The organism is Variovorax sp. GW822-FHT04A09 (assembly GCF_058801005.1).
In genome coordinates this window covers 37,976-58,671 of the sequence record NZ_JBXAMV010000006.1, presented here as the reverse complement: position 1 = coordinate 58,671, position 20,696 = coordinate 37,976, and the positions used below count along the sequence as shown (strand labels likewise).

Below are 20,696 nucleotides of genomic sequence, written 5' to 3'. Positions count from 1 at the left end.
GGTCAGTACGACTTCGGCAGCCCCAGTGCTTTTTCGGCGATGAAGTTCAGGATCATCTGCGGGCTGACCGGCGCGATGCGCGGAATGTAGCTCTCGCGCAGCAGGCGCTCGACATGGTATTCCTTCGCGTAACCCATGCCACCCAGTGTGAGCACGGCGTTCTGGCAGGCGTCGTGCGCCGCCTCGGCCGCGAGGTACTTGGCGGCGTTGGCCTCGATGCCGCAGGGCTCGCCCGCGTCGTACAGCGTGGCGGCCTTGAGCATCATCAGGTCGGCCGCCTCCAGGTTGGCCCAGGCCCGCGCGAGCGGGTGCGCCACGCCCTGGTTCTGACCGATGGGCCGGCCGAACACGACACGCTCCTGCGCGTACTGCGCCGCGATGCGCAGCGCGGCGCGGCCGATGCCGATGGCTTCGGCCGCGATCAGGATGCGCTCGGGGTTCAGGCCGTGCAGGATGTATTCGAAGCCGCGCCCTTCCTCGCCGATGCGGTCTTCCTCGGGCACTTCGAGCCCGTCGATGAAGAGCATGTTGGAGTCGACCGCCGCGCGGCCCAGCTTGTGGATCTCGCGCACCTCGACCTTGTTGCGGTCCAGCGCCGTGTAGAACAGCGTGAGGCCTTGCGTGGGCTTCTTCACCTGATCGAGCGGCGTGGTGCGCGTGAGGATCAGCATGCGGTCGGCCACCTGCGCGGTCGAGATCCAGATCTTGCGGCCGTGCAGCAGGTAGCTGCCGCTGGGCTGGCGCACCGCCTGCGTCTTGAGGCTCGTGGTGTCAAGCCCCGCGTCGGGCTCGGTCACGGCGAAGCAGGCCTTCTCGGTGCCCGCGATCAGCGGCGGCAGGAAGCGCTGGCGCTGCGCCTCGGTGCCGAACACCACCACCGGGTTGAGGCCGAAGATGTTCATGTGCACCGACGACGCGCCCGACATGCCCGCGCCCGACGCGCTGATGGCACGCATCATCAGCGCCGCCTCGGTGATGCCCAGCCCCGCACCGCCCTGCGCCTCGGGCATGGCGATGCCGAGCCAGCCGCTGTCGGCGACGGCGCGGTGGAATTCGTGCGGGAACACGGCGCGGTCGTCGTGGTCGCGCCAGTAGTCGATGGGGAAGTCTTCGCACAGGCGCTCGATGGCCGCGACGAGCGAGCGCTGGTCTTCGTTCAGGGAGAAATTCATTCGCTGTCTTTCGTGGGTTCCGGCTGCAGCGTGACGCCGCGCGCGAGCATGCGGTCGATGGCGTCGTCCGCATAGCCCGCTTCGCGCAGCAGCTCGACGCTCTGTTCGCCGATGCGCGGCGCGGGCCGGCGGATCGCCGCGGGCGTGGCGCTATAGCGGCCGACGGGCGCGAGCGTGCGGATGCGGCCTTCGCTCGGGTGGTCGAACTCGGGGAAGAAATCGACGGCGCGCAGGTGCGGGTCGTCGAGCAGGCTCTCGGTGGTGTGCAGGCGCGCAACGGGAATGTCGGCGGCTTCGAGCAGCGCCATCCATTCGTCGCTGCCGCGCGTGGCCATCACCTCGGCCACGAACGCGTAGACCGCGCCGATGTTCGCGGCGCGCGCCGTGTGCGTGCCGAACATCGGCGAGCTGCGCAGCTCGGGCCGGCCGATCACGTCGAAGAAGGCTTGCCAGTGCTTGTCGTTGTAGATGAGCACGCCGAGGTAACCGTCGGCCGTGGCGTAGGGCTTGCGGTGCTCCGCGAGCAGGCGCGCGTAGCCGGTGGGCCCGAGCGGCGGCTCGAAGCTGTGGCCGCCGAGGTGGTCGCCCATGACGAACTGCGAGAGCGCCTCGAACATCGGCACTTCCACGGCCTGGCCTTTGCCGGTGCGCTGCGCGCTCAGCACGGCGGCGAGCAGCGCGATGGCGGCCTGCAGCCCCACGGCGCGGTCGGCCAGCGTGACGGGCGCGTAGCGCGGCGCGCCGCCGCTTTGCTGCGCGAAGAGCGAGGCGACGCCGGCCGCGCCCTGGATCAGGTCGTCGTACGCGGGCTTGCCGGCATAGGGGCCTTCTTCGCCGTAGCCGAAGGCACCGAGGTAGACGATCTTCGGATTGACCGCGGCCACGGCCTCGTAGCCGAGCCCCAGCCGCGCCATCGCCTGCGGGCGCGTGTTGTAGATGAGCGCATCGCAGCCCGCCGCGAGCCGCAGGCAGGCCTCACGGCCTTCGGGCTGCTTGAGGTCGAGCACGATGGAGCGCTTGTTGCGGTTCAGGTGCATCGCCATCGCGCCCATGCCGGCATGGCGCATCGGGCCGACGGCGCGCAGGTTGTCGCCCGACGGCGGCTCGACCTTGATGACGTCGGCGCCGAGGTCGCCGAGGGTCTGCGTGGCGTACGGGCCCATCACCACGGCCGTGAGGTCGAGGATGCGGATGCCTTCGAGGGGGCCGAGAGAACCGGTCGCGCTCATTCGGGTTGGATGCCCGCGGCCTGGATCAGCTTCTTCCACTTCGCCAGCTCGGACACGGTGAAGGCCCCGAGTTCTTCCGGCGTGCTGCCGAACGCATCGAAGCCCAGCTTCGTCACGCGCTCGCGGAAGGCAGCGCCGTTCGCCATCTCCGACAGCGCCTTGTTGAGCTTGAGCACGACATCGCGCGGCGTGCCGGCCGGCGCGAACACGCCGTTCCACGAGGTGATGTCGAAGCCCTTGAGCTCGGGCGTGTCGGCCAGCGGCGGCAGTTCGGGAAAGAGCTTGGTGCGCTCCTGCGTGGTGACCGCAATGGCGCGCATCTTGCCGGCCTTGACCGTGGCGAGCCCCGCGGCGAGGTCGACCACCATCATCGACACCTGTCCGCCGATGAGGTCGGCGATGGCCGGCGGCGTGCTCTTGTAGGGCACGTGCAGCATCGGGATACCGCTCATGCGCGACAGCGTGGCGCCGCTCACGATGCCGGTGCTGTTGCCGCTCGCATAGGTGAGCTTGCCGGGATGCGCGCGGCCCCAGGCCAGCAGCTCGGCCACGCTCTTCACCGGCAGGTCGTTGTTCACCACCAGCATGAACGGCAGGTTGCCCATGCGGCTGACGGGCGCGAAGTCTTTCACCGGGTCGTAGGGCAGCGACTTCATCAGGCTCGGGTTGGCCGAGTGCGTGGTGTTGGTCGTCATGAAGAGCGTGTAGCCGTCGGGCGGCGCCTTGGCCACCAACTCGGCCGCGATCACGCCGCTGGCGCCGGCCCGGTTGTCGACGATCACCGAGGCCTTGAGCGCCTCGCCCAGCATCTGCGCGGTGATGCGCGCCACCGCGTCGGTGCCGCTGCCGGCGGCGAAGGGTACGACGAGCTTGATCGGCTGCTTCGGATAGCCGCCGTCCTGCGCGAAGGCCCAGGGCGCGGCGCCCACGAGGCCCGCCGCAGCGCCGATGGAAATGAAACGGCGGCGGCTTTCCACCGCGACTGTTTTTGTCGCGTTCTTCGTCTGCATGGTTGTGTCTCCGGGGTTGTCGTTCAGGGCCGGATCACGCGCTCCGGCGATTCCTCGTACGGCGGGCTGTAGATCACCAGCACGCGCACCGGCTCGTCGCTCACCACCGTGAAGGTGTGCATCGCGTCGGCCGGAAAAAAGCAGCTGTCGCCAGGATGCAGCTCCTGCCGCTGGCCGCCCACCTCGGCGACCGCGCGGCCTTCGAGCATGTAGCAGACCTGTTCGATGCCCGGGTGCGCATGCGGCAGCGCACCCTTGCCCTTCTGGATGTGCCCCACCAGCACCTCGAGCTGCTTCGCACCCACCGTCTCGGGACCGATCAGGCGCTTGTTCAGCGTGCCGGTGTGGTTGGCGGGGTGGTAGCCGGTGATCTCGTCCTCGCGGACGAAGTAGCGCGCGGCAGCAGCGGTGGTGGGTGCGGTCATCGGGGGCTCTCTGTCTTGGGTTCGATCGCCAGGCAGGCCGAGCGCAGCATCGCGGCGATGTCGTCGATGCGCGCTTCCATGCGGTAGCGCGGGCCGGCCACCGAGATTGCGTAGGCCTCGCCACCGATGCGCAGCGGCCAGGCCAGGCCGATCAGGTCGGGAATGCTTTCGCCGAGGTTGCCGTACCAGCCGCGCGCGGCGCCGCGCTGCAGCTCGGCCTCGATGGCGTCGGCGGTGGTGAGCGTGGCGTCGGTCAGCGGCGCGAGCGTCATGCCCTCGAGCAGCTTGCGGCGCGCTTCGGGCGCGAGCGTGGACAGCAGCGCGCGGCCCAGCGAGTTGGCGTACGCGGGGCGCGTTTCGCCCGACTCGGCCGTGTAGCGGATGCGCTGCGGCGCGCTCAGCACGTCGAGATAGACGACGTTTTCCGCATCACGAAACTTGCCGAACACCACCGTTTCGCAGGCGGCGTCGCGCAGTTCCTCGAGCGTGGCCTTCACCCGGTCGAGCACCGGGTCGTGCGCGGCAATGACCTGCGCCATGGCGAGCAGCCGGCCCGTCGGGTAGTAGCCCTGGCGGCGGCCGGTCTCGTACATGTAGCCCTGCTCTTCGAGCGTGCGGATCAGGCCCAGGCAGCTGGACACCGGCATGTCGAGCAGCCGCGCCATCTCGGACAGGGCCAGCGGCTGCTTCTCCCGGGCAAAGAGCTCGACGATCTCGATCACGCGGAACGCTGTTTTCACAACCATGAAAAAATTTTCTCTTATGTGAAAAACAAAAGCGTCGGGGTTTTCCCCCGCCGGCCGCATGTCAGCCGGACCGTCGTCGTCGGCGCAGGGCCGTCAGTAGCCGCGGACGGGATCGACGATGCCGGCGATCGGCAGGCCCTGCTCCATCGCGCGGATCTTCCCGGCGATCTGGGCGATGGACTCCTCGCGCAGCGTGCGCGCCGAGCCGTGCGGCGTGACGGTGATCTTGGGGTGCCGCCAGAAGGCATGGTCGGCCGGCAGCGGCTCGACCTGGAACACGTCGAGCGTGGCGCCCGCGAGTTGGCCGGCGTCGAGCATCGGGATCAGGTCGTCTTCGACCAGGTGGCCGCCGCGCGCGATGCTGATGAGGTAGCCCTCGGGCTTGAGCTTGCCCAGCGTGGTGCGGTTCAGGATGCCGCGCGTGGCCTCGGTCAGCGGCAGCAGGTTGACCAGCACGCGCGTGGAGGCCAGGAACTCGTCGAACTGCGCCTCGCCGCTGAACACCTGCACGCCGTCAATGGCCTTGGCAGAGCGGCTCCAGCCGAGCACCGGAAATTCGAACTGCGCCACCGCCTTGGCCACGCGCTCGCCGAGCACGCCCAGGCCCATGATGCCGACCGGAAAGTCGCGCCGCAGCTTCGGCTTGCGGTAGCTCCACTTGCCCTCGCGCGCATCCGCTTCGTACACGTCGAACTCGCGGAAGTGGCGGATGAGCGTGTGGCACACGTACTCGGCCATCTGCACCGACATGCCCGCGTCGTCGAGGCGCACGATGCGCGTGTGCGCCGGCACCTTGAGCTTGAGCAGCGCATCGACGCCCGCGCCGATGTTGAACAGGCCGCGCAGGTCGGGCTGCTCGTCGAGGAACTGCTGGGGCGGCGCCCACACCACGCCGTGGTCGGCCTGCGGCGCGCCGGGCGTCCAGGCTTCGATGGTGGCTTCGGGGAGTTCGGCCTTCAGGCCATCGATCCAGGGATCGGGACGGTTGTCGGTGAGGTAGACAGAGATTCGCATGGGCGCCATCTTAGAAGGCACCGGCTTGTTGCGCCGCGCGCCATCTCCTATGCTCGACCGCATTCAGCCACCCAGGAGACACCTTCCATGATCAAAGTCAGCGTGATGTACCCCCACACCCCCGGCGCGCGGTTCGACCACGACTACTACCGCGACCAGCACATGCCGATGCTCAAGGCCCGCATGGGCGACGCCTGCCTCTCGTACACCATCGACAAGGGCCTGGGCGGCGGCGCCCCGGGCTCACCGCCCACGTATGTCGGCATGTGCCACGTGTTCGCCGAGTCGGTCGAGTCCTTCCAGAAGGCCTTCGGCCCGCACGTGAAGGAGATCATGGGCGACGTGAAGAACTACACCGACATCGCGCCGGTGATGCAGATCAGCGAAGTGGTGGTGGGCTGACGGGCTCCTGCCCCAGGTCCGTCGGAACACGCGCCATCAATCCCACGCCCGGCGCGTAACCCCGGTCCGGTTCGTCGAACTGCGTCGGGTCGACACTCCACGCACCGGCGAGCGCCGTGACGTCCTCTTCGCCGGGCACGACGCTGCGGCCACTCGGGCGGACCTGCCGGTCGGCGTCGCGGTGCGACATGCCTGAGGCGACCAGCGCGTCCTTCCGCGCCCACTCTTCCTCGAGCAGTTCCGAGAGCCGATCGCGCGCATCGACCGGCGACAGTCCGCTGAGCACGGCAAAGCCCAGTGCGGCTTCCTCGGCGCTCTGTGCGCCCACGTTCGCATACACCTCGCCGCTGCTGCCTGCATAGCAGAACTGCCGCCCGGGCTCGCCGCGGCGTGCGCGCGCCCAGGTGACGAAGTCGGCGACACGGTGGCTGCCAAAGAATTGCGCTTCGCCGAAGTGGTCCTTCAGGCGCGTGAAGATCACATCGAAGGCCTGCCCGATGCCTTCGAGGCGGTCCTCCGGGTACACGGCGGGATACGGCAGGCCGTCTCCCACGAGAAGCACCCAGCCCTCGACGGGCGGTGATGCGAACACCCAGGGGGCCTGTCCGCCAGACGTCCGGCGGTAGGCCGCCGCGATGCCGGTGTGCCAGTTGGCCGGCCCTTCGGACGCCCATCCGAGGGCATCGAGCACTTGTGCGGGGTCCGAGGCTCGCACGGCAAACCAGCAGACCTTGTAGCCGAAGGGCTCCGGCAGGTCCGGTGTCGCGTCGAACTGCGGCGGAGGTGCCTCGACGGGTGGCGCGGGCGGGTTCCGTGGTGGACGCGTCAAGGGCTTCGGCGGCGTCGGGGGCGCCGAGGCCCATGGGGCGGCGATCAACCGCGCCATGGGCTGGGCGGTTTTGACGTCGAAGGTGTAGCGCAGTGCAGGGGGCGCTGCGGGCGGTGGCGCCGGTTCAGGCGCAGCCGGCACAGAGGCAGGCACCGCCCCATCGTCCTGCGCCTTCCCCAGGCCCAGTCCCGCAAGAAACTTCCGAAATCGACCCGCCATGCGGCCCCTCCTTCTTGTCGTGCGGCCGCGCTGTGTCGGGCGCGGCCGGCGCGCAGTGTCTCACGCCACCTTGGCGCGGCGACGACGCCACAGCACCCGCACCAGCCACCCCACGGGCAGCACCACCAGCAGCAGCCACGGCAGGGCAGCGGCCACGAAGGTGATGAGCGCGCCCACGCTTTCGGCCAGCACGTCGCCGGCGTTGCGCAGCGCGTGCGCCATCGGGCTGTAGCCGTCGCTGCCGCTCACCAGCGCGCGCTTGGGCGTGAACTGGATCTGGATGTGCTGCTTGCTGGTCTGCTGCGCCAGCACCTTGCGCTGGGTGGCGATGGCGTCGAGCTCGGCCTGGGTGTCCGACAGCGTGCGCTGGATCGCCAGCAGGTCGGCCATGGTGCGCTTGGTGACGGTGTCGCGCAGCATGACGCGCAGGCTGTCGCGGAACTCGGTGCGGTTCTTGATGCGGGCCTCGACGTCGATCACCTCGGAGGTCTTGTCCTCGCTGGTGGTGGTGTGCGAGACCACGTTCGCCACGCCGGCCAGGCCGCCGAGCAGCTTGTCGACGTCGGCGGGTTCCACGCGCATCTCGAGCAGGGCGTTGCCGGGCTGCTGCGGCGTCTCGCGCAGCAGCGACGACGACAGCAGCTCGCACTTCAGCGTGCCGCACAGGTCGCGCACCTTGCCCCAGGCGTCGGCCAGCTGTTCAGCCGGGACTTCGACGTTCAGGTCCTGACGCACGGCGAGGAAGCGTTGCAGCGCGGTCTCGCCGCTGCCCTGCCGCGCTTCGTCGGACTGCGACGCGGCGATCTCGGCCTGCGGCGCGCGTGCCCGCTGCTGTTCCTTCAGGGCCATGCCGCCGCCGTAGCCCATCGGAGGTGCCGGCATGGACGCGGAGGCCGGCGCGGCCGACTCGGCCCCGCGCTCGCGGCCGCAGCCGGCCAGCGACAGGGCGGCCGCCAGGGCCAGCAGGACAGCGCCCGCGCGGTGGCGCACGGCGGCGCGAGGTGTCGACAGGGAAAGGGTGCGGCGGCTCATCAGGACTCCTTGAAAAGAATGACTACCACCGCTGATACGGGCGAGCGCCCGGATCGGGGTTAAGCGGCAGCCGCCATTCGCAACAATTCGTCGCCCTCCGCCACCTGCTCGCCCGGCGAGAACATCAGTTCTTCCACCGTGCCGTCGGCCGGCGCGGCGATGGTGTGCTCCATCTTCATGGCTTCCATCACGGCCAGCGGCTGGCCGCGGCTGACCTTGTCGCCGGCCTTGACCGCGAAGGACACGACCTTGCCGGGCATCGGCGCCGTGAGGCGGCCGCCTTCGGCGTGGGTGTCGCCCGCGTGGGCGAGGCGGTCGATGGCCGTGAGGCGCGTGGCGCCCTTCGCCGCGAACACGTGGGCGGTGGCGCCGTCCAGGTGCACGTCGAGGGTCTGGCGCGTGCCGGCGAACTCGAGCTCGAATTCGCCCGTGGGAAAGCGGCCGATGGTGAGCGGGCCTTCGACACCGCCCACGGCGAGGTGCAGGCCGCCGTCGCGGCGGTAGGTCAACAGTGCGTTGTGCTCGGCGCCGCGGAATTCGAAGTCGAAGCGGCGCTTGTACTCGCCATGCGCGCGCCAGCCGTCGCGGCGTTCGAAGGGGTCGGGCAGCTGCGTCGGCCACTCGGTGACCAGCGTGCGCGTGATGGCGGCGGCCGCGGCCAGCGGCAGGCCCAGCGGCTCGCGGTCGAACAGCACGGCGCGCTCGCGCTCGATGAGCGCGGTGTCGAGGTTGGCCTTCGAGAACGACTCGGTCGCCAGGATGCCGCGCAGGAACTGCACGTTGGTCGACACGCCCACGATCTGCACCTGGGCCAGCGCGGCATCGAGCCGGGCCAGCGCCTCGGCGCGCGTGCTGCCGTGCACGATGAGCTTGGCGATCATCGAGTCGTAGAAGGGCGAGATCTCGCCGCCTTCGCGCACGCCGTCGTCGATGCGCACGCGGCTGCGCTGGAAGGCGGTGGCCTGCGGCTTGCGGTACACGCGCAGCGTGCCGGTGGCGGGCAGGAAGTTGTTGTCGGGGTTCTCGGCGCAGATGCGCGCCTCGATGGCGTGGCCGTGGATCTGCAGCTCCGATTGCTTGGCAGGCAACGGCTCGCCCGACGCCACGCGCAATTGCCATTCGACGAGGTCGAGGCCCGTGATCGCTTCGGTCACCGGGTGTTCGACCTGCAGGCGCGTGTTCATCTCCATGAAGAAGAAGTTCATCTCGCCGCCTTCGCGCTGCTCGACGATGAACTCCACCGTGCCCGCACCGACGTAGTTCACGGCGCGCGCCGCGGCCACGGCGGCCTCGCCCATCTGCTTGCGCATCGCCTCGGTCATGCCGGGCGCGGGCGCTTCTTCGAGCACCTTCTGGTGACGGCGCTGCACCGAGCAGTCGCGCTCGAACAGGTAGACGTAGTTGCCTTGCGTGTCGCCGAACACCTGGATCTCGATGTGGCGCGGGCGCTGCACGTACTTCTCGATCAGCACCGCGTCGTCGCCGAAGCTGTTGATGGCTTCGCGCTTGCACGAGGCCAGTGCGGCTTCGAAGTCGGCGGCCTTGTCGACCGCGCGCATGCCCTTGCCACCGCCGCCGGCGCTGGCCTTGATGAGCACCGGGTAGCCGATGCGGTCGGCTTCGCGCTGCAGCAGCGCCGGGTCCTGGTCGCTGCCGTGGTAGCCGGGCACGAGCGGCACGCCGGCCTTTTCCATCAGCTGCTTCGACTCGGCCTTGAGGCCCATGGCCTTGATCGCCGAGGGCGGCGGGCCGATGAAGGCCAGGCCGGCGTCGGCGCAGGCCTGCGCGAACTCTTCGTTCTCGCTGAGGAAGCCGTAGCCCGGGTGCACGGCTTCGGCGCCCGTGGCCTTGGCGGCCTCGAGGATCTTTTCCCAGCGCAGGTAGCTGTCCTTCGGGGCGCTGCCGCCGAGGTACACCGACTCGTCGCAGGCGCGCACGTGGTTGGCGTGCGCGTCGGCATCGGAGTACACCGCCACGGTGCGAACGGCCATGCGGCGAGCGGTTGCTGCGACACGGCAGGCGATCTCGCCACGGTTGGCGATGAGGATCTTCTTAAACATTCGGAGTGTCTCCCGGAGGATTCTTTTTCAGTTGAAAGGCGGACGTGACGCCCGGATCGGGCCGGCCACTGAAGATGCGTGCCACGCGGCTGAACAGCGCGCGCAAGAAACGCCAGCTCTTGCGGATGAGCCACACGCTGAGCACGAGCACGAAGACGAACAGCACGAGAAAGACCAGCGGATGCGCCACCGCGAGCCACAGCCCGGCCGGCACCATCGAGTCCTCGACCAGCGACGCACCCACGTTCGAGAACGGCTCGGGCGAGGTGTTGATGGCCGCGCGCGTGGTGGCCTTGGCCGCATGCGCGGTGGCCGCGAAGCCGCCGCCCAGCAGCGCCGCGACGACGGCCATGGTGCCATGGTCGGCACCGAACACGCTGGCCGCGAGCGCCGCGCCGGCGGGGATGCGGATGGCGGTGTGCACCACATCCCAGAGCGAATCGAGGCCCGGGATCTTGTCGGCGAAGAACTCGACGAACACCATGAAGCCGCTGACCGCGAGCACGATCGGATGCGCGAGCATCTGCAGCCCCGAAGGCAGCGGCACCCAGCCGAAGTAGCCGACCAGGCCGGTCAGCAGCACGACGAGGTACAGACGCACGCCGCTGGCCCAGCCGATGGCGGCGGCCAGTGCGAGCAGTTGCGGCATGTCGAGCGTGTTCATGGCGTGCGGCGGTGGATCAGCCGGCCAGCCAGCTCGGCTTGCGCTTCTGCAGGAAGGCCTGCACGCCCTCGCGGCCTTCGTCGCTCGCGCGGATGTCGGCGATGCCTTCGACCGTCTTGGCGATGAGCGCGCTGTCGATCTCGCGGCCCGCCACGTCGGCGATCAGCTGCTTGCAGGCGCGCACGGCGGCGGGGCTGGCGCCGGTGAGGGCCTTCAGCAGCTCGTCGACCTTGGCGTCGAGCGCGTCGGCGACCACCACTTCATGCACGAAGCCGATGCGGTGCGCCTCGGCGGCGGTGAAGCGCTCGGCCGTGAGAAAGTAGCGCTGCGACGCGCGCGGGCCCATGGCACGCAGCACGTACGGGCTGATGGTCGCGGGCACGAGGCCGATCTTCACTTCGCTGAGGCAGTACCACGCGGTGTCCACGCTCACGGCCATGTCGCACGCGGCCACGAGCCCCATGCCGCCCGCGTACACGTCGCCCTGCACGCGCGCGATGGTGGGCTTGGGGCACTCGGCGATGGTGCGCAGCATGTCGGCCAGCTTGCCCGCGTCGGCGAGGTTCTCGTCGCGCGTGTAGTCGGCCATGCGGCGCATCCAGTTGAGGTTGGCGCCCGCGCAGAAGGCCGGGCCGTTCGCGCCGAGCACGACGGCCTTGACCTGCGGCGCGGCACCGGCTTCGAGGAAGGCCTGCGTCAGCTCGGCGATCACGACGTCGTCGAAGGCGTTGCGCGCGTCGGGCTGGTCGAGCCAGATGCGGGCCACCGCGCCGTCGATGGCGAGGTTCAGCTTGGTGAAGGTGCTGCTCATGCGGTGCCCCTGGTCACATGCGGAAGATACCGAACTTCGGCTCGGGAATGGGCGCGTTGCGCGATGCGGCCAGGCCCAGGGCGAGCACGCGGCGCGTGTCGGCCGGGTCGATGATGCCGTCGTCCCACAGGCGCGCGGTGGCGTAGTAGGGGTGGCCCTGGTCTTCGTACTGCTGGCGGATCGGGGCCTTGAAGGCCTCTTCTTCGTCGGCGCTCCAGCTGCCGCCCTTCAGTTCGATGCCGTCACGCTTCACGGTGGCCAGCACGCTCGCGGCCTGCTCGCCGCCCATCACGCTGATGCGCGCGTTGGGCCACATCCAGAGGAAGCGCGGGCTGTACGCACGGCCGCACATGCCGTAGTTGCCGGCGCCGAAGCTGCCGCCGATGATGATCGTGAACTTGGGCACGTTGGCCGTGGCCACGGCCGTCACCATCTTGGCGCCGTGGCGCGCGATGCCTTCGTTCTCGTACTTGCGGCCCACCATGAAGCCGGTGATGTTCTGCAGGAACACCAGCGGGATCTTGCGCTGGCAGCACAGCTCGATGAAGTGCGCGCCCTTCTGCGCCGACTCGCTGAACAGGATGCCGTTGTTGGCGATGATGCCGACCGGCATGCCCTCGATCTCGGCGAAGCCGCACACCAGCGTGGCGCCGAAGCGGGCCTTGAACTCGTGGAACTCGCTGCCGTCGACGATGCGCGCAATGATCTCGCGCACGTCGAAGGGCTTGCGCGTGTCGGTGGGGATCACGCCGTACAGCTCTTCGCGCGGAAAGTCGGGTGCGCGCACCGCGGTGCCTTGCGGCGCGTCGGCGGCCTTTGCGTTGAGGTTGGCCACTGCCGAGCGCGCCAGCGCCAGCGCGTGCAGGTCGTTCTGTGCCAGGTGGTCGACCACGCCCGACAGGCGCGTGTGCACGTCGCCGCCGCCCAGGTCTTCGGCCGACACGACCTCGCCGGTGGCCGCCTTCACGAGCGGCGGGCCGCCCAGGAAGATGGTGCCCTGGTTCTTCACGATGATCGATTCGTCGCTCATCGCCGGCACGTACGCGCCGCCGGCCGTGCACGAGCCCATGACCACCGCGATCTGCGGAATGCCCTGGGCGCTCATGTTGGCCTGGTTGTAGAAGATGCGGCCGAAGTGATCGCGGTCGGGGAACACCTCGTCCTGGTTCGGCAGGTTGGCGCCGCCCGAGTCCACGAGGTAGATGCAGGGCAGGCGATTCTGCTCGGCGATCTCCTGCGCGCGCAGGTGCTTCTTCACCGTCATCGGGTAGTAGGTGCCGCCCTTCACGGTGGCGTCGTTGCACACGATCATGCAGTCGACACCGTTCACGCGGCCGATGCCCGCGATGATGCCAGCGCCCGGTGCCGACTCGGCGCCCTTGGCGTCGAGGTACATCGCATGCGCGGCCAGCGGCGCGATTTCGAGGAAGGGCGTGCCCGGGTCGAGCAGCTCGGCCACGCGGTCGCGCGGCAGCAGCTTGCCGCGCGCCGTGTGCTTGGCGCGCGCGGCCTCGCCGCCGCCCTGCTCCACCTTCGCGAACTGCTGCTGCAGGTCGTCGACCAGCGCGCGCATCGCGGCCGCATTGGCCTGGAAGTCGGCCGACCGTGCGTTGAGTTTGGTTTCGAGTTTGCTCATGCTGTCTTTTCTTGGCTGAGACCGAGCTGCTCGGTCATGGCGTCGCGGATCTTGAATTTCTGGATCTTGCCGGTCACCGTCATCGGGAACTCGGAGACGAACTGGATGTACTTGGGCACCTTGTAGTGCGCGATCTGCCCTTTGCAGAAATCGCGGATCTCGGCGTCGGTGGCGCTCTGGCCGGGCTTGACGATGATCCAGGCGCACAGCTCTTCGCCGTACTTCTTGTCGGGCAGGCCGACCACCTGCACGTCCTGCACCTTCGGGTGGCGGTACAGAAACTCTTCGATCTCTCGCGGGTAGATGTTCTCGCCACCGCGGATCACGAGGTCCTTGATGCGCCCGACGATGTTCACGTAGCCCTCGGCGTCCATCGTGGCGAGGTCGCCGGTGTGCATCCAGCGCTCGGCGTCGATGGCTTCGCGCGTCTTGGGCTCGTCTTCCCAGTAGCCGTGCATCACCGAGTAGCCGCGCGTGCACAGCTCGCCCGACTGGCCCGGCGGCATGATCGCGCCGGTCTCGGGGTCGATGATCTTCACCTCGAGGTGCGGCTGCACCGTGCCCACGGTCGACACGCGGCGATCGAGCGGCGTGTCGGTGCTGCTCTGGCAGCTCACGGGGCTGGTTTCGGTCATGCCGTAGGCGATGGTGATCTCGCCCAGGTGCATCTCGTTCACCACGCGCTTCATCACCTCGATGGGGCACGGCGAGCCGGCCATGATGCCGGTGCGCAAGGTCGACAGGTCGAACTCCTTGAAGCGCGGATGGTCCAGCTCGGCGATGAACATCGTGGGCACGCCGTGCAGGCCCGTGCACTTCTCGGCCTGCACGGTCTCGAGCACCGTGAGCGGGTCGAAACCGTCGTTCGGATACACGATGGCCGAGCCGTGCGTGAGGCAGGCCAGGTTGCCCAGCACCATGCCGAAGCAGTGGTACAGCGGCACCGGAATGCACAGGCGGTCGGCCGGCGTGAGCTTCATGCACTCGCCGATGAAGAAGCCGTTGTTCAGGATGTTGCGGTGCGTGAGCGTCGCGCCCTTGGGAAAGCCCGTGGTGCCGCTGGTGAACTGGATGTTGATCGGGTCGGTGGCCTTCAGCGTCTTCTGCGTGGCGGCCACGCGCGCATCGGCCGCATCGCCGCCGGCCAGCAGTTCGCTGAAGCGGCGCATGCCGGGCTGCTCGTCGCCCTGGCCGGGCTTGTCGATCCAGAAGGTGTGCTGCAGCAGCGGCAGCTTGGCCGGGCCCAGCTCGCGCAGCATGCCCAGGTAGTCGCTGGTCTTGAACTGCGCCATCGTCACCAGCGCCTTGCAGCCGACCTTGTTGAGCGCGTACTCAAGCTCCGAAGTGCGATACGCCGGGTTGATGTTGACGAGGATCAGGCCGACCTTGGCGGTGGCAATCTGCATCAGCACCCAGGGCACGTTGTTGTGCGACCAGATGCCCACGCGGTCGCCGGGCACGAGCCCCAGGCCCAGCAGTGCGCTGGCCAGCTTGTTCGACGCGGTCTGCAGTTCGCGGTAGGTGAAGCGCTGGCCTTCGTGGCGGCTGACGAGGGCTTCGCGTTCAGGCTGCTTCTCGACCATGTCGTCGAAGAAGTCGCCGATGGCTTGCTCGATGAGGGGGACGTCCGTGGCGCCTTGGGCCAGGCTCTGCGTCAGTGGCATCGTCTTGTCTCCTTGTCTGGCGCCCTCTCCCTGCGGGGAGAGGGTGGGGTGAGGGTGTGCAGCGCGGCTTATGCCGTTTCGGAGAACAGCTCGCGGCCGATGAGCATGCGGCGCACTTCGCTCGTGCCCGCGCCGATCTCGTACAGCTTGGCGTCGCGCCACAGCCGCTCGACCGGGAAGTCCTTGGTGTAGCCCACGCCGCCCAGCGTCTGGATCGCCTCGCCGGCCATCCAGGTCGCCTTCTCGGCCGAGTACAGGATGGCGCCGGCCGCGTCCTTGCGGAAGGTGCGCGCATGGTCGTTGCGGTCGCAGGCCTTGCCCACGGCGTACACGTAGGCGCGGGTGGCCTGCCAGGTCGAGTACATGTCGGCGATCTTGCCCTGCATCAGCTGGAACTCGCCGATGCTCTGGCCGAACTGCTGGCGCTCGTGGATGTAGGGGATCACGGCGTCCATGCAGGCGGCCATGATGCCCAGCGGGCCGCCCGAGAGCACGGCGCGCTCGTAGTCCAGGCCGCTCATCAGCACCTTGGCGCCCATGCCTTCGCCGCCGAGCACGTTCTCTTCGGGCACTTCGCAGTTGTCGAAGAACAGCGGGAAGGTGTTGGAGCCGCGCATGCCGAGCTTGTCGAGCTTGGTGCCGGCCGAGAAGCCCTTGAAGTTCTTCTCGACGATGAAGGCGGTCATGCCGCGCGCGCCCATTTCGGGTTCGGTCTTGGCGTAGATGACCAGCGTGTCGGCGTCGCCGCCGTTGGTGATCCACATCTTGCCGCCGTTGAGCACGTAGTAGCCGTCCTTCTTGTCGGCCTTGAGCTTCATGCTCACCACGTCGGAGCCGGCGTTGGGCTCGCTCATGGCCAGCGCGCCGACGTGCTCGCCGCTCACCAGCTTGGGCAGGTACTTCTTCTTCTGCGCTTCGCTGCCGTTGCGGTGGATCTGGTTCACGCACAGGTTGGAGTGCGCGCCGTACGACAGGCCCACCGAGGCCGAGGCGCGCGAGACTTCTTCCATGGCCACGATGTGGGCCAGGTAGCCCAGCTCGGTGCCGCCGAATTCTTCCTTCACCGTCATGCCGTGCAGGCCCAGCTCGCCGAGCTTTTGCCACAGGTCGTGCGGGAACAGGTTGTCGCGGTCGATCTCGGCGGCGCGGGGCGCGATTTCGTTGGCGGCGAAGTCCTGGATCGCGCTGCGCAGCGCGTCGATGTCGTCGCCCAGGTCGAAGTTGAGGCCGAAATCGTGCATGAGTCTTGTCTCCTCTGAAGGGGTCGGCGCGCAGGGCTGCCCGCGCGGATGGCGCTTGAAAAAACGCAGCTTACGCCTCGTGGCGCCGCAATTGGCGCCACAATGGTTGCAAATTGCGCCACGACCGATGCCCTCCACCACGTCGTCCCCCGCCTTCCTGCGACCCGCCCGCGCCGTCACGCCGATGGCCTTCGTGCGAGCCATCGTGCAAGGGTATGCCCGCTACGGCAAGGACCCGGCGCAGGCCCTGCAGGCGGCACAGATCGCGCCGCGCGAGCTGGCCCGCCCGGGTGCGCGGGTGACGGCCGCGCAGTTCGAGGCGCTGTCGGGCCACGCCATGCAGGAGCTGGACGACGAGGCGCTGGGCTGGTTCTCGCGCCGCCTGCCCTGGGGCAGCTACGGCATGCTGTGCCGCGCCTCGCTCACCTCGCCCGACCTGGGCGTGGCCATGAAACGCTGGTGCCGCCACCACCGCCTGCTGACCGAAGACATCACGCTCGCGCTGGAGGTGACGAGCGGCGTGGCCACGCTGCGCATCACCGAGAACCGCCCGCTCGACCCCGCGTTCCGCGAGTTCTGCCTGGTGACCAGCCTGCGCTTCATGCACGGCTACGTGTGCTGGGCCATCGACTCACGCATCTCGCTGCGCCAGGCCACCTTTCCGTTCGCGGCACCGCCGCACCGCGACGCCTACCCGCTGATGTTCACGCCCGACGTGCACTTCGACGCGCCGCAGGCCAGCATCAGCTTCGACGAACGCTACCTCGCGCTGCCGCTGCTGCGCGACGAGCGCGCGCTGCGCACCATGCTCAAGCGCGCCCTGCCGCTCACAGTGCTGCAGTACCGCCGCGACCGCCTGCTGGGCCAGCGCGTGCGCGAACTGCTGCGCGCGCGCGCCGGCGAGGCGACCACGGCGGAGGCACTGGCGGGGCTGCTGAATGTGTCGGGGCGCACGCTGCACCGGCAGCTGCATGAGGAAGGCACCTCGCTGCAGGTGCTGAAGAACGAGGTGCGGCACGAACTCGCGGTGGAGCAGCTGCGCCGGACCACGCGGCCGATCAAGCAGGTGGCGCTGGCAGTGGGCTTTCGCAACGAGAAGAGCTTTTCGCGTGCGTTCCTGCAGTGGACGGGGCACGCGCCCAGGGACTTTCGGCAGCTGGGGTTGTAGGGCTCCCGTTCAGGGCGCGTGCACAGGCCACCGGGTACTTCCCTCCGCGAATGTCCTCCGGCCTGCGGCCTCCCCCTTAATTTCGCTGCGGGAAGCACCCAGTGTCCTGCGCACGGGAAACAGCGCTGGTGTGCGGCCGATCAACAACCGCACTGCCCCACGCTCACGCCGATGGGGTGCCTTGCGCAGCGAAATCAAGGAGGAGGCCGCAGGCCGGGGGACATTCGCGGAGCAAGGTGCCCCGTCGGCGGGAGCGTCGCCCTGAACTCAGGCTGGCGAATCGATCAGAGCCAGCGCATCGGCGATCGACTGGCTGTCTTCCGGCCGCACCAGCTTCGCGACCTGTTGCCCGTCGCGCAGGAACACCAGCGTGGGCCACAGCCGCACATTGAACGAACGCCCCAGCGGGCGGCCGCTGCCGTCTTCCACCTTGATGCGGCGCACGTTCGGGTACTTGGCGAAGGCCTCGGCAATGTTCGGCTGCGCGGCCTTGCAGATGCCGCACCAGTTGGTGCCGAACTCCACCACAGCCGGGCCCTGGAGCGCGTCGATCTCGCTGCGGTCGGGTTGCTCGGTCTGGTACTCGGAGGTCATGGGCGGGGTCCTTGCGAATTCGTGGGAAGGAGCGCGTGCAGGCGACGGGCGCGCCACACGCTGACGGGCGTCATTGCACCAGAAACTCAGGCCGCCTGCAGGCCGTAGCCGGCCAGCAATGCGGGCAGCCCGGTCATGTCGCTGAACACGGCCACGGCGCCCGCGGCGCGCAGCGCGCCCGGGCCGCTGTGGCCCGACTCGCCCGTGCTGTAGCCGAACACCGTGGCACCCGCGGCCACGCCGGCCATCGCGCCGGTGACCGTGTCTTCGACCACCGCGCAGCGCGTCGGATCGACACCGAGCGCTTCCGCCGCGGCCAGGTACACGTCGGGATGCGGCTTGGAGCGCGGCATCTCGTGGCCGCTGAAGATGCGGCCCTCGAAGCAGTCGAGCAGGCCGACCTTGGCCAGTTGCAGCTCGACCTTGTGGCGGTCGGCGCCCGAGGCGCAGGCGATGCGGCCCTTGAGCCGCGCATGGATCTCGCGGATGGCGGCGGGCGCATGGGGAATGGCGACGAGGTCACGGTCCAGCGCCTCGTTGCGGCGGGCGCGGAAGCCGCGCAGCCAGTCGTCGGTGATCTTGAAGCCCGTCTTGGCCTCGATGAGCGCCGTCTCGTCCTTCACGGCCTTGCCGGTGAAGATGTTCATCGATTCCTCGGCCGTGAGCTGCCAGCCGAGTTCGCCGAGCATGTCGGCGAGCACGCGGTTGGTGATGGGTTCGGAATCGACGAGCACGCCGTCGCAATCGAAGAGAACGGCGGAAAAGGGGAAAGGGGTCATTGCGAGGCTGGAGTTCGGGGTCTGGCCCCATGGTAGCAACGCACCCTTTCCGCACGGGCAGACTCAGGCTATCGGGTCATCTCAAACGACTGGGCGGATCGGAATGTAGATCTCGCCGCCGCCGGCCATGAATTCTTTCGACTTCTCTTCCATGCCCTCGGCCATGGCAGCCGCCTCGGCCACGCCCTTCTTGGCCGCGTACTCACGCACCTCCTGCGTGATCTTCATCGAGCAGAACTTGGGGCCGCACATCGAGCAGAAATGCGCCACCTTGCTCGAATCTTTCGGCAGCGTCTCGTCGTGGAATTCGCGCGCCGTGTCGGGGTCCAGGCCCAGGTTGAACTGGTCTTGCCAGCGGAACTCGAAGCGCGCCTTGCTCAGCGCGTCGTCGCGCGAGCGCGCACCCGGGTGGCCCTTGGCCACGTCGGCCGCGTGCGCGGCGATCTTGTAGGCAATGATCCCCTGCTTCACGTCGTCGCGGTCGGGCAGGCCCAGGTGCTCCTTGGGCGTCACGTAGCAGAGCATTGCCGTGCCGGCCCAGCCGATCATCGCGGCGCCGATGGCGCTGGAGATGTGGTCGTAGCCCGGTGCGATGTCGATGGTCAGCGGGCCGAGCGTGTAGAACGGCGCTTCGTGGCAGTGCTTGATCTGCTCGTCCATGTTGGCCTGGATCATGTGCATCGGCACGTGGCCCGGGCCTTCGATCATGGTCTGCACGTCGTGCTTCCAGGCGATCTGCGTGAGCTCGCCCAGCGTGCGCAGTTCGGCAAACTGTGCTTCGTCGTTCGCATCGGCACCGCTGCCGGGGCGCAGGCCGTCGCCGAGCGAGAAGCTCACGTCGTAGGCCTTCATGATGTCGCAGATGTCCTCGAAGTGCGTGTAGAGGAAGCTCTCCTTGTGGTGCGCGATGCACCACTTGGCCATGATCGAGCCGCCGCGCGACACGATGCCCGTCATGCGGTTGGCCGTGAGGTGGATGAACGGCAGGCGCAGGCCGGCGTGGATGGTGAAGTAGTCGACGCCCTGCTCCGCCTGCTCGATGAGCGTGTCCCGGTAGATCTCCCAGGTGAGGTCTTCGGCCACGCCGCCCACCTTCTCGAGCGCCTGGTAGATCGGCACCGTGCCGATGGGCACCGGCGAGTTGCGCACGATCCAGTCGCGCGTGGTGTGGATGTTCTTGCCGGTCGACAGGTCCATCACGTTGTCGGCGCCCCAGCGGATGGCCCACACCAGCTTCTCGACCTCTTCCTCGATGCTCGAGGTGACAGCCGAGTTGCCGATGTTGGCGTTGATCTTCACCTTGAAGTTGCGCCCGATGGCCATCGGCTCGACCTCGGGGTGGTTGATGTTCGCCGGAATGATCGCGCGGCCGCGGGCCACTTCGTCGCGCACGAACTCGGGCGTGATGATGCGCGGAATGCTCGCGCCCATCGGGTTGCCCGCCACGCGCTTGGCGCGCTCTTCGTTGGCCAGGTACTCGGCCATCCATTCACGCTTGCCGTTCTCGCGCAGGGCCACGTATTCCATCTCGGGCGTGACGATGCCGCGGCGCGCGTAGTGCATCTGCGTGACGTTGGCGCCCGACTTGGCGCGGCGCGGCGTGCGTTGCAGCGCCGAGGCACCGGCGCGCAGCTCGGCCAGGCGCTGCGCGTCGCGGTCTTCGTTCTTGGCGCCGTCGTCCAGCGCGTGGTGCGTGCGGCCTTCGTAGCTTTCGGTGTCGCCGCGCTCGATGACCCAGGCGCTGCGCACGTCGGGCAGGCCACGGCGCACGTCGATCTCGACCTTCGGGTCGGTGTAGGGGCCCGAGGTGTCGTACAGGGAGACGGTTTCGCCGTTGGTCAGCGCCACGTCGCGCACGGGCACGAACAGGTCGGGCCGGCTGCCCGGAATGACGCACTTGTGCGAGGCGGGAAAGGGTTCGCGCGTCAGCGACAGCAGCGAAGTGAACTTGTCGGGGGCATTCATCGGGAGGCACTCCTTGTTGAGGGAAAGGGTGCTCCG

The 20,696-nt window shown here is 68.7% G+C and carries 19 protein-coding genes; 2 read left to right on the top strand and 17 right to left on the bottom strand.

The annotated features are described in order from the left end of the window. Nucleotides 1-2 precede the first annotated feature (2 nt). From AC1RLW_RS25930 to AC1RLW_RS25905, 6 genes are all read right to left on the bottom strand, one after another. Nucleotides 3-1,172, bottom strand: coding sequence for an acyl-CoA dehydrogenase family protein (locus AC1RLW_RS25930; RefSeq protein WP_493195619.1), 1,170 nt, complete (start codon nucleotides 1,170-1,172; stop codon nucleotides 3-5). Beyond that, the gene (locus AC1RLW_RS25925; RefSeq protein WP_493195618.1) at nucleotides 1,169-2,401 is read right to left on the bottom strand and encodes a CaiB/BaiF CoA transferase family protein; all 1,233 of its coding nucleotides are present in this window, start codon (nucleotides 2,399-2,401) and stop codon (nucleotides 1,169-1,171) included. The genes AC1RLW_RS25930 and AC1RLW_RS25925 overlap by 4 nt, the downstream gene beginning before the upstream one ends. Then, nucleotides 2,398-3,411, bottom strand: coding sequence for a Bug family tripartite tricarboxylate transporter substrate binding protein (locus tag AC1RLW_RS25920; RefSeq protein WP_493195617.1), 1,014 nt, complete (start codon nucleotides 3,409-3,411; stop codon nucleotides 2,398-2,400). Before AC1RLW_RS25920 ends, AC1RLW_RS25925 begins: the two co-directional genes overlap by 4 nt. 23 nt (nucleotides 3,412-3,434) lie before the next feature. After that, nucleotides 3,435-3,836 (bottom strand): cupin domain-containing protein, encoded by a 402-nt coding sequence (locus AC1RLW_RS25915; protein ID WP_493195616.1) that lies wholly within the window; start codon nucleotides 3,834-3,836, stop codon nucleotides 3,435-3,437. Next, entirely contained in the window at nucleotides 3,833-4,582 is a 750-nt protein-coding gene (locus AC1RLW_RS25910) for an IclR family transcriptional regulator (protein WP_489062497.1), read from the bottom strand. Before AC1RLW_RS25910 ends, AC1RLW_RS25915 begins: the two co-directional genes overlap by 4 nt. A gap of 93 nt (nucleotides 4,583-4,675) precedes the next feature. Next, entirely contained in the window at nucleotides 4,676-5,596 is a 921-nt protein-coding gene (locus AC1RLW_RS25905) for a 2-hydroxyacid dehydrogenase (protein WP_062477390.1), read from the bottom strand. An 87-nt stretch (nucleotides 5,597-5,683) separates the two neighbouring features. Here AC1RLW_RS25905 and AC1RLW_RS25900 point away from each other — a divergent pair, with 87 nt between their 5' ends. Continuing rightward, the gene (locus AC1RLW_RS25900) at nucleotides 5,684-5,998 is read left to right on the top strand and encodes an EthD family reductase (protein WP_062477314.1); all 315 of its coding nucleotides are present in this window, start codon (nucleotides 5,684-5,686) and stop codon (nucleotides 5,996-5,998) included. On the opposite strand, the gene AC1RLW_RS25895 is transcribed toward AC1RLW_RS25900, so the two are convergent. The 8 genes from AC1RLW_RS25895 to AC1RLW_RS25860 form a co-directional block, all read right to left on the bottom strand. Then, a complete protein-coding gene (locus AC1RLW_RS25895; RefSeq protein WP_493195615.1) occupies nucleotides 5,976-6,827 on the bottom strand; it encodes a hypothetical protein in 852 nt (283 codons plus the stop codon). The genes AC1RLW_RS25900 and AC1RLW_RS25895 overlap by 23 nt on opposite strands. Before the next feature lie 279 nt (nucleotides 6,828-7,106). Further along, nucleotides 7,107-8,078 carry a DUF4349 domain-containing protein gene (locus AC1RLW_RS25890; protein WP_493195614.1) on the bottom strand — a complete coding sequence of 324 codons (972 nt, stop codon included), beginning with the start codon at nucleotides 8,076-8,078 and terminating at the stop codon, nucleotides 7,107-7,109. Nucleotides 8,079-8,137: 59 nt separating this feature from the next. Beyond that, on the bottom strand, nucleotides 8,138-10,138 hold the full coding sequence (locus AC1RLW_RS25885; protein WP_493195613.1) for an acetyl/propionyl/methylcrotonyl-CoA carboxylase subunit alpha: 2,001 nt from the start codon (nucleotides 10,136-10,138) through the stop codon (nucleotides 8,138-8,140). After that, complete coding sequence (locus tag AC1RLW_RS25880) at nucleotides 10,131-10,802, bottom strand: DUF4126 domain-containing protein (RefSeq protein ID WP_493195612.1); 672 nt, start codon at nucleotides 10,800-10,802, stop codon at nucleotides 10,131-10,133. Before AC1RLW_RS25880 ends, AC1RLW_RS25885 begins: the two co-directional genes overlap by 8 nt. A gap of 16 nt (nucleotides 10,803-10,818) precedes the next feature. Then, nucleotides 10,819-11,613, bottom strand: a complete 795-nt coding sequence (locus AC1RLW_RS25875; protein ID WP_493195611.1) for an enoyl-CoA hydratase/isomerase family protein — start codon at nucleotides 11,611-11,613, stop codon at nucleotides 10,819-10,821. A 13-nt stretch (nucleotides 11,614-11,626) separates the two neighbouring features. Continuing rightward, the gene (locus tag AC1RLW_RS25870; protein ID WP_493195610.1) at nucleotides 11,627-13,249 is read right to left on the bottom strand and encodes a carboxyl transferase domain-containing protein; all 1,623 of its coding nucleotides are present in this window, start codon (nucleotides 13,247-13,249) and stop codon (nucleotides 11,627-11,629) included. After that, nucleotides 13,246-14,913, bottom strand: a complete 1,668-nt coding sequence (locus AC1RLW_RS25865; RefSeq protein ID WP_095746924.1) for an AMP-binding protein — start codon at nucleotides 14,911-14,913, stop codon at nucleotides 13,246-13,248. The genes AC1RLW_RS25870 and AC1RLW_RS25865 overlap by 4 nt, the downstream gene beginning before the upstream one ends. A 68-nt stretch (nucleotides 14,914-14,981) precedes the next feature. Then, nucleotides 14,982-16,154: an isovaleryl-CoA dehydrogenase gene (locus AC1RLW_RS25860; RefSeq protein ID WP_062478706.1), complete on the bottom strand. Its 1,173-nt coding sequence runs from the start codon at nucleotides 16,152-16,154 to the stop codon at nucleotides 14,982-14,984. 127 nt (nucleotides 16,155-16,281) lie between these two features. Between AC1RLW_RS25860 and AC1RLW_RS25855 the strand changes: the two genes are divergently transcribed. Then, nucleotides 16,282-17,322 (top strand): AraC family transcriptional regulator, encoded by a 1,041-nt coding sequence (locus AC1RLW_RS25855; protein ID WP_493195609.1) that lies wholly within the window; start codon nucleotides 16,282-16,284, stop codon nucleotides 17,320-17,322. 267 nt (nucleotides 17,323-17,589) lie between these two features. On the opposite strand, the gene AC1RLW_RS25850 is transcribed toward AC1RLW_RS25855, so the two are convergent. From AC1RLW_RS25850 to thiC, 3 genes are all read right to left on the bottom strand, one after another. After that, complete coding sequence (locus tag AC1RLW_RS25850; RefSeq protein ID WP_354348244.1) at nucleotides 17,590-17,916, bottom strand: thioredoxin family protein; 327 nt, start codon at nucleotides 17,914-17,916, stop codon at nucleotides 17,590-17,592. Between the two features lie 86 nt (nucleotides 17,917-18,002). After that, on the bottom strand, nucleotides 18,003-18,695 hold the full coding sequence (locus AC1RLW_RS25845; protein ID WP_307584285.1) for an HAD family hydrolase: 693 nt from the start codon (nucleotides 18,693-18,695) through the stop codon (nucleotides 18,003-18,005). A gap of 81 nt (nucleotides 18,696-18,776) precedes the next feature. Further along, the gene (gene thiC / locus AC1RLW_RS25840) at nucleotides 18,777-20,660 is read right to left on the bottom strand and encodes a phosphomethylpyrimidine synthase ThiC (protein ID WP_493195608.1); all 1,884 of its coding nucleotides are present in this window, start codon (nucleotides 20,658-20,660) and stop codon (nucleotides 18,777-18,779) included. Between the last annotated feature and the right edge of the window lie 36 nt (nucleotides 20,661-20,696).

Coding starts and splice junctions, on each gene's coding strand:
- AC1RLW_RS25860 (WP_062478706.1), bottom strand. CDS start 16,154: ATGCACGATTTCGGCCTCAACTTCGACCTGGGCGACGACATCGACGCG.
- AC1RLW_RS25910 (WP_489062497.1), bottom strand. CDS start 4,582: ATGGTTGTGAAAACAGCGTTCCGCGTGATCGAGATCGTCGAGCTCTTT.
- AC1RLW_RS25865 (WP_095746924.1), bottom strand. CDS start 14,913: ATGCCACTGACGCAGAGCCTGGCCCAAGGCGCCACGGACGTCCCCCTC.
- AC1RLW_RS25930 (WP_493195619.1), bottom strand. CDS start 1,172: ATGAATTTCTCCCTGAACGAAGACCAGCGCTCGCTCGTCGCGGCCATC.
- AC1RLW_RS25900 (WP_062477314.1), top strand. CDS start 5,684: ATGATCAAAGTCAGCGTGATGTACCCCCACACCCCCGGCGCGCGGTTC.
- AC1RLW_RS25915 (WP_493195616.1), bottom strand. CDS start 3,836: ATGACCGCACCCACCACCGCTGCTGCCGCGCGCTACTTCGTCCGCGAG.
- AC1RLW_RS25880 (WP_493195612.1), bottom strand. CDS start 10,802: ATGAACACGCTCGACATGCCGCAACTGCTCGCACTGGCCGCCGCCATC.
- AC1RLW_RS25925 (WP_493195618.1), bottom strand. CDS start 2,401: ATGAGCGCGACCGGTTCTCTCGGCCCCCTCGAAGGCATCCGCATCCTC.
- AC1RLW_RS25890 (WP_493195614.1), bottom strand. CDS start 8,078: ATGAGCCGCCGCACCCTTTCCCTGTCGACACCTCGCGCCGCCGTGCGC.
- AC1RLW_RS25875 (WP_493195611.1), bottom strand. CDS start 11,613: ATGAGCAGCACCTTCACCAAGCTGAACCTCGCCATCGACGGCGCGGTG.
- AC1RLW_RS25920 (WP_493195617.1), bottom strand. CDS start 3,411: ATGCAGACGAAGAACGCGACAAAAACAGTCGCGGTGGAAAGCCGCCGC.
- AC1RLW_RS25855 (WP_493195609.1), top strand. CDS start 16,282: ATGCCCTCCACCACGTCGTCCCCCGCCTTCCTGCGACCCGCCCGCGCC.
- AC1RLW_RS25885 (WP_493195613.1), bottom strand. CDS start 10,138: ATGTTTAAGAAGATCCTCATCGCCAACCGTGGCGAGATCGCCTGCCGT.
- AC1RLW_RS25850 (WP_354348244.1), bottom strand. CDS start 17,916: ATGACCTCCGAGTACCAGACCGAGCAACCCGACCGCAGCGAGATCGAC.
- thiC (WP_493195608.1), bottom strand. CDS start 20,660: ATGAATGCCCCCGACAAGTTCACTTCGCTGCTGTCGCTGACGCGCGAA.
- AC1RLW_RS25845 (WP_307584285.1), bottom strand. CDS start 18,695: ATGACCCCTTTCCCCTTTTCCGCCGTTCTCTTCGATTGCGACGGCGTG.
- AC1RLW_RS25905 (WP_062477390.1), bottom strand. CDS start 5,596: ATGCGAATCTCTGTCTACCTCACCGACAACCGTCCCGATCCCTGGATC.
- AC1RLW_RS25870 (WP_493195610.1), bottom strand. CDS start 13,249: ATGAGCAAACTCGAAACCAAACTCAACGCACGGTCGGCCGACTTCCAG.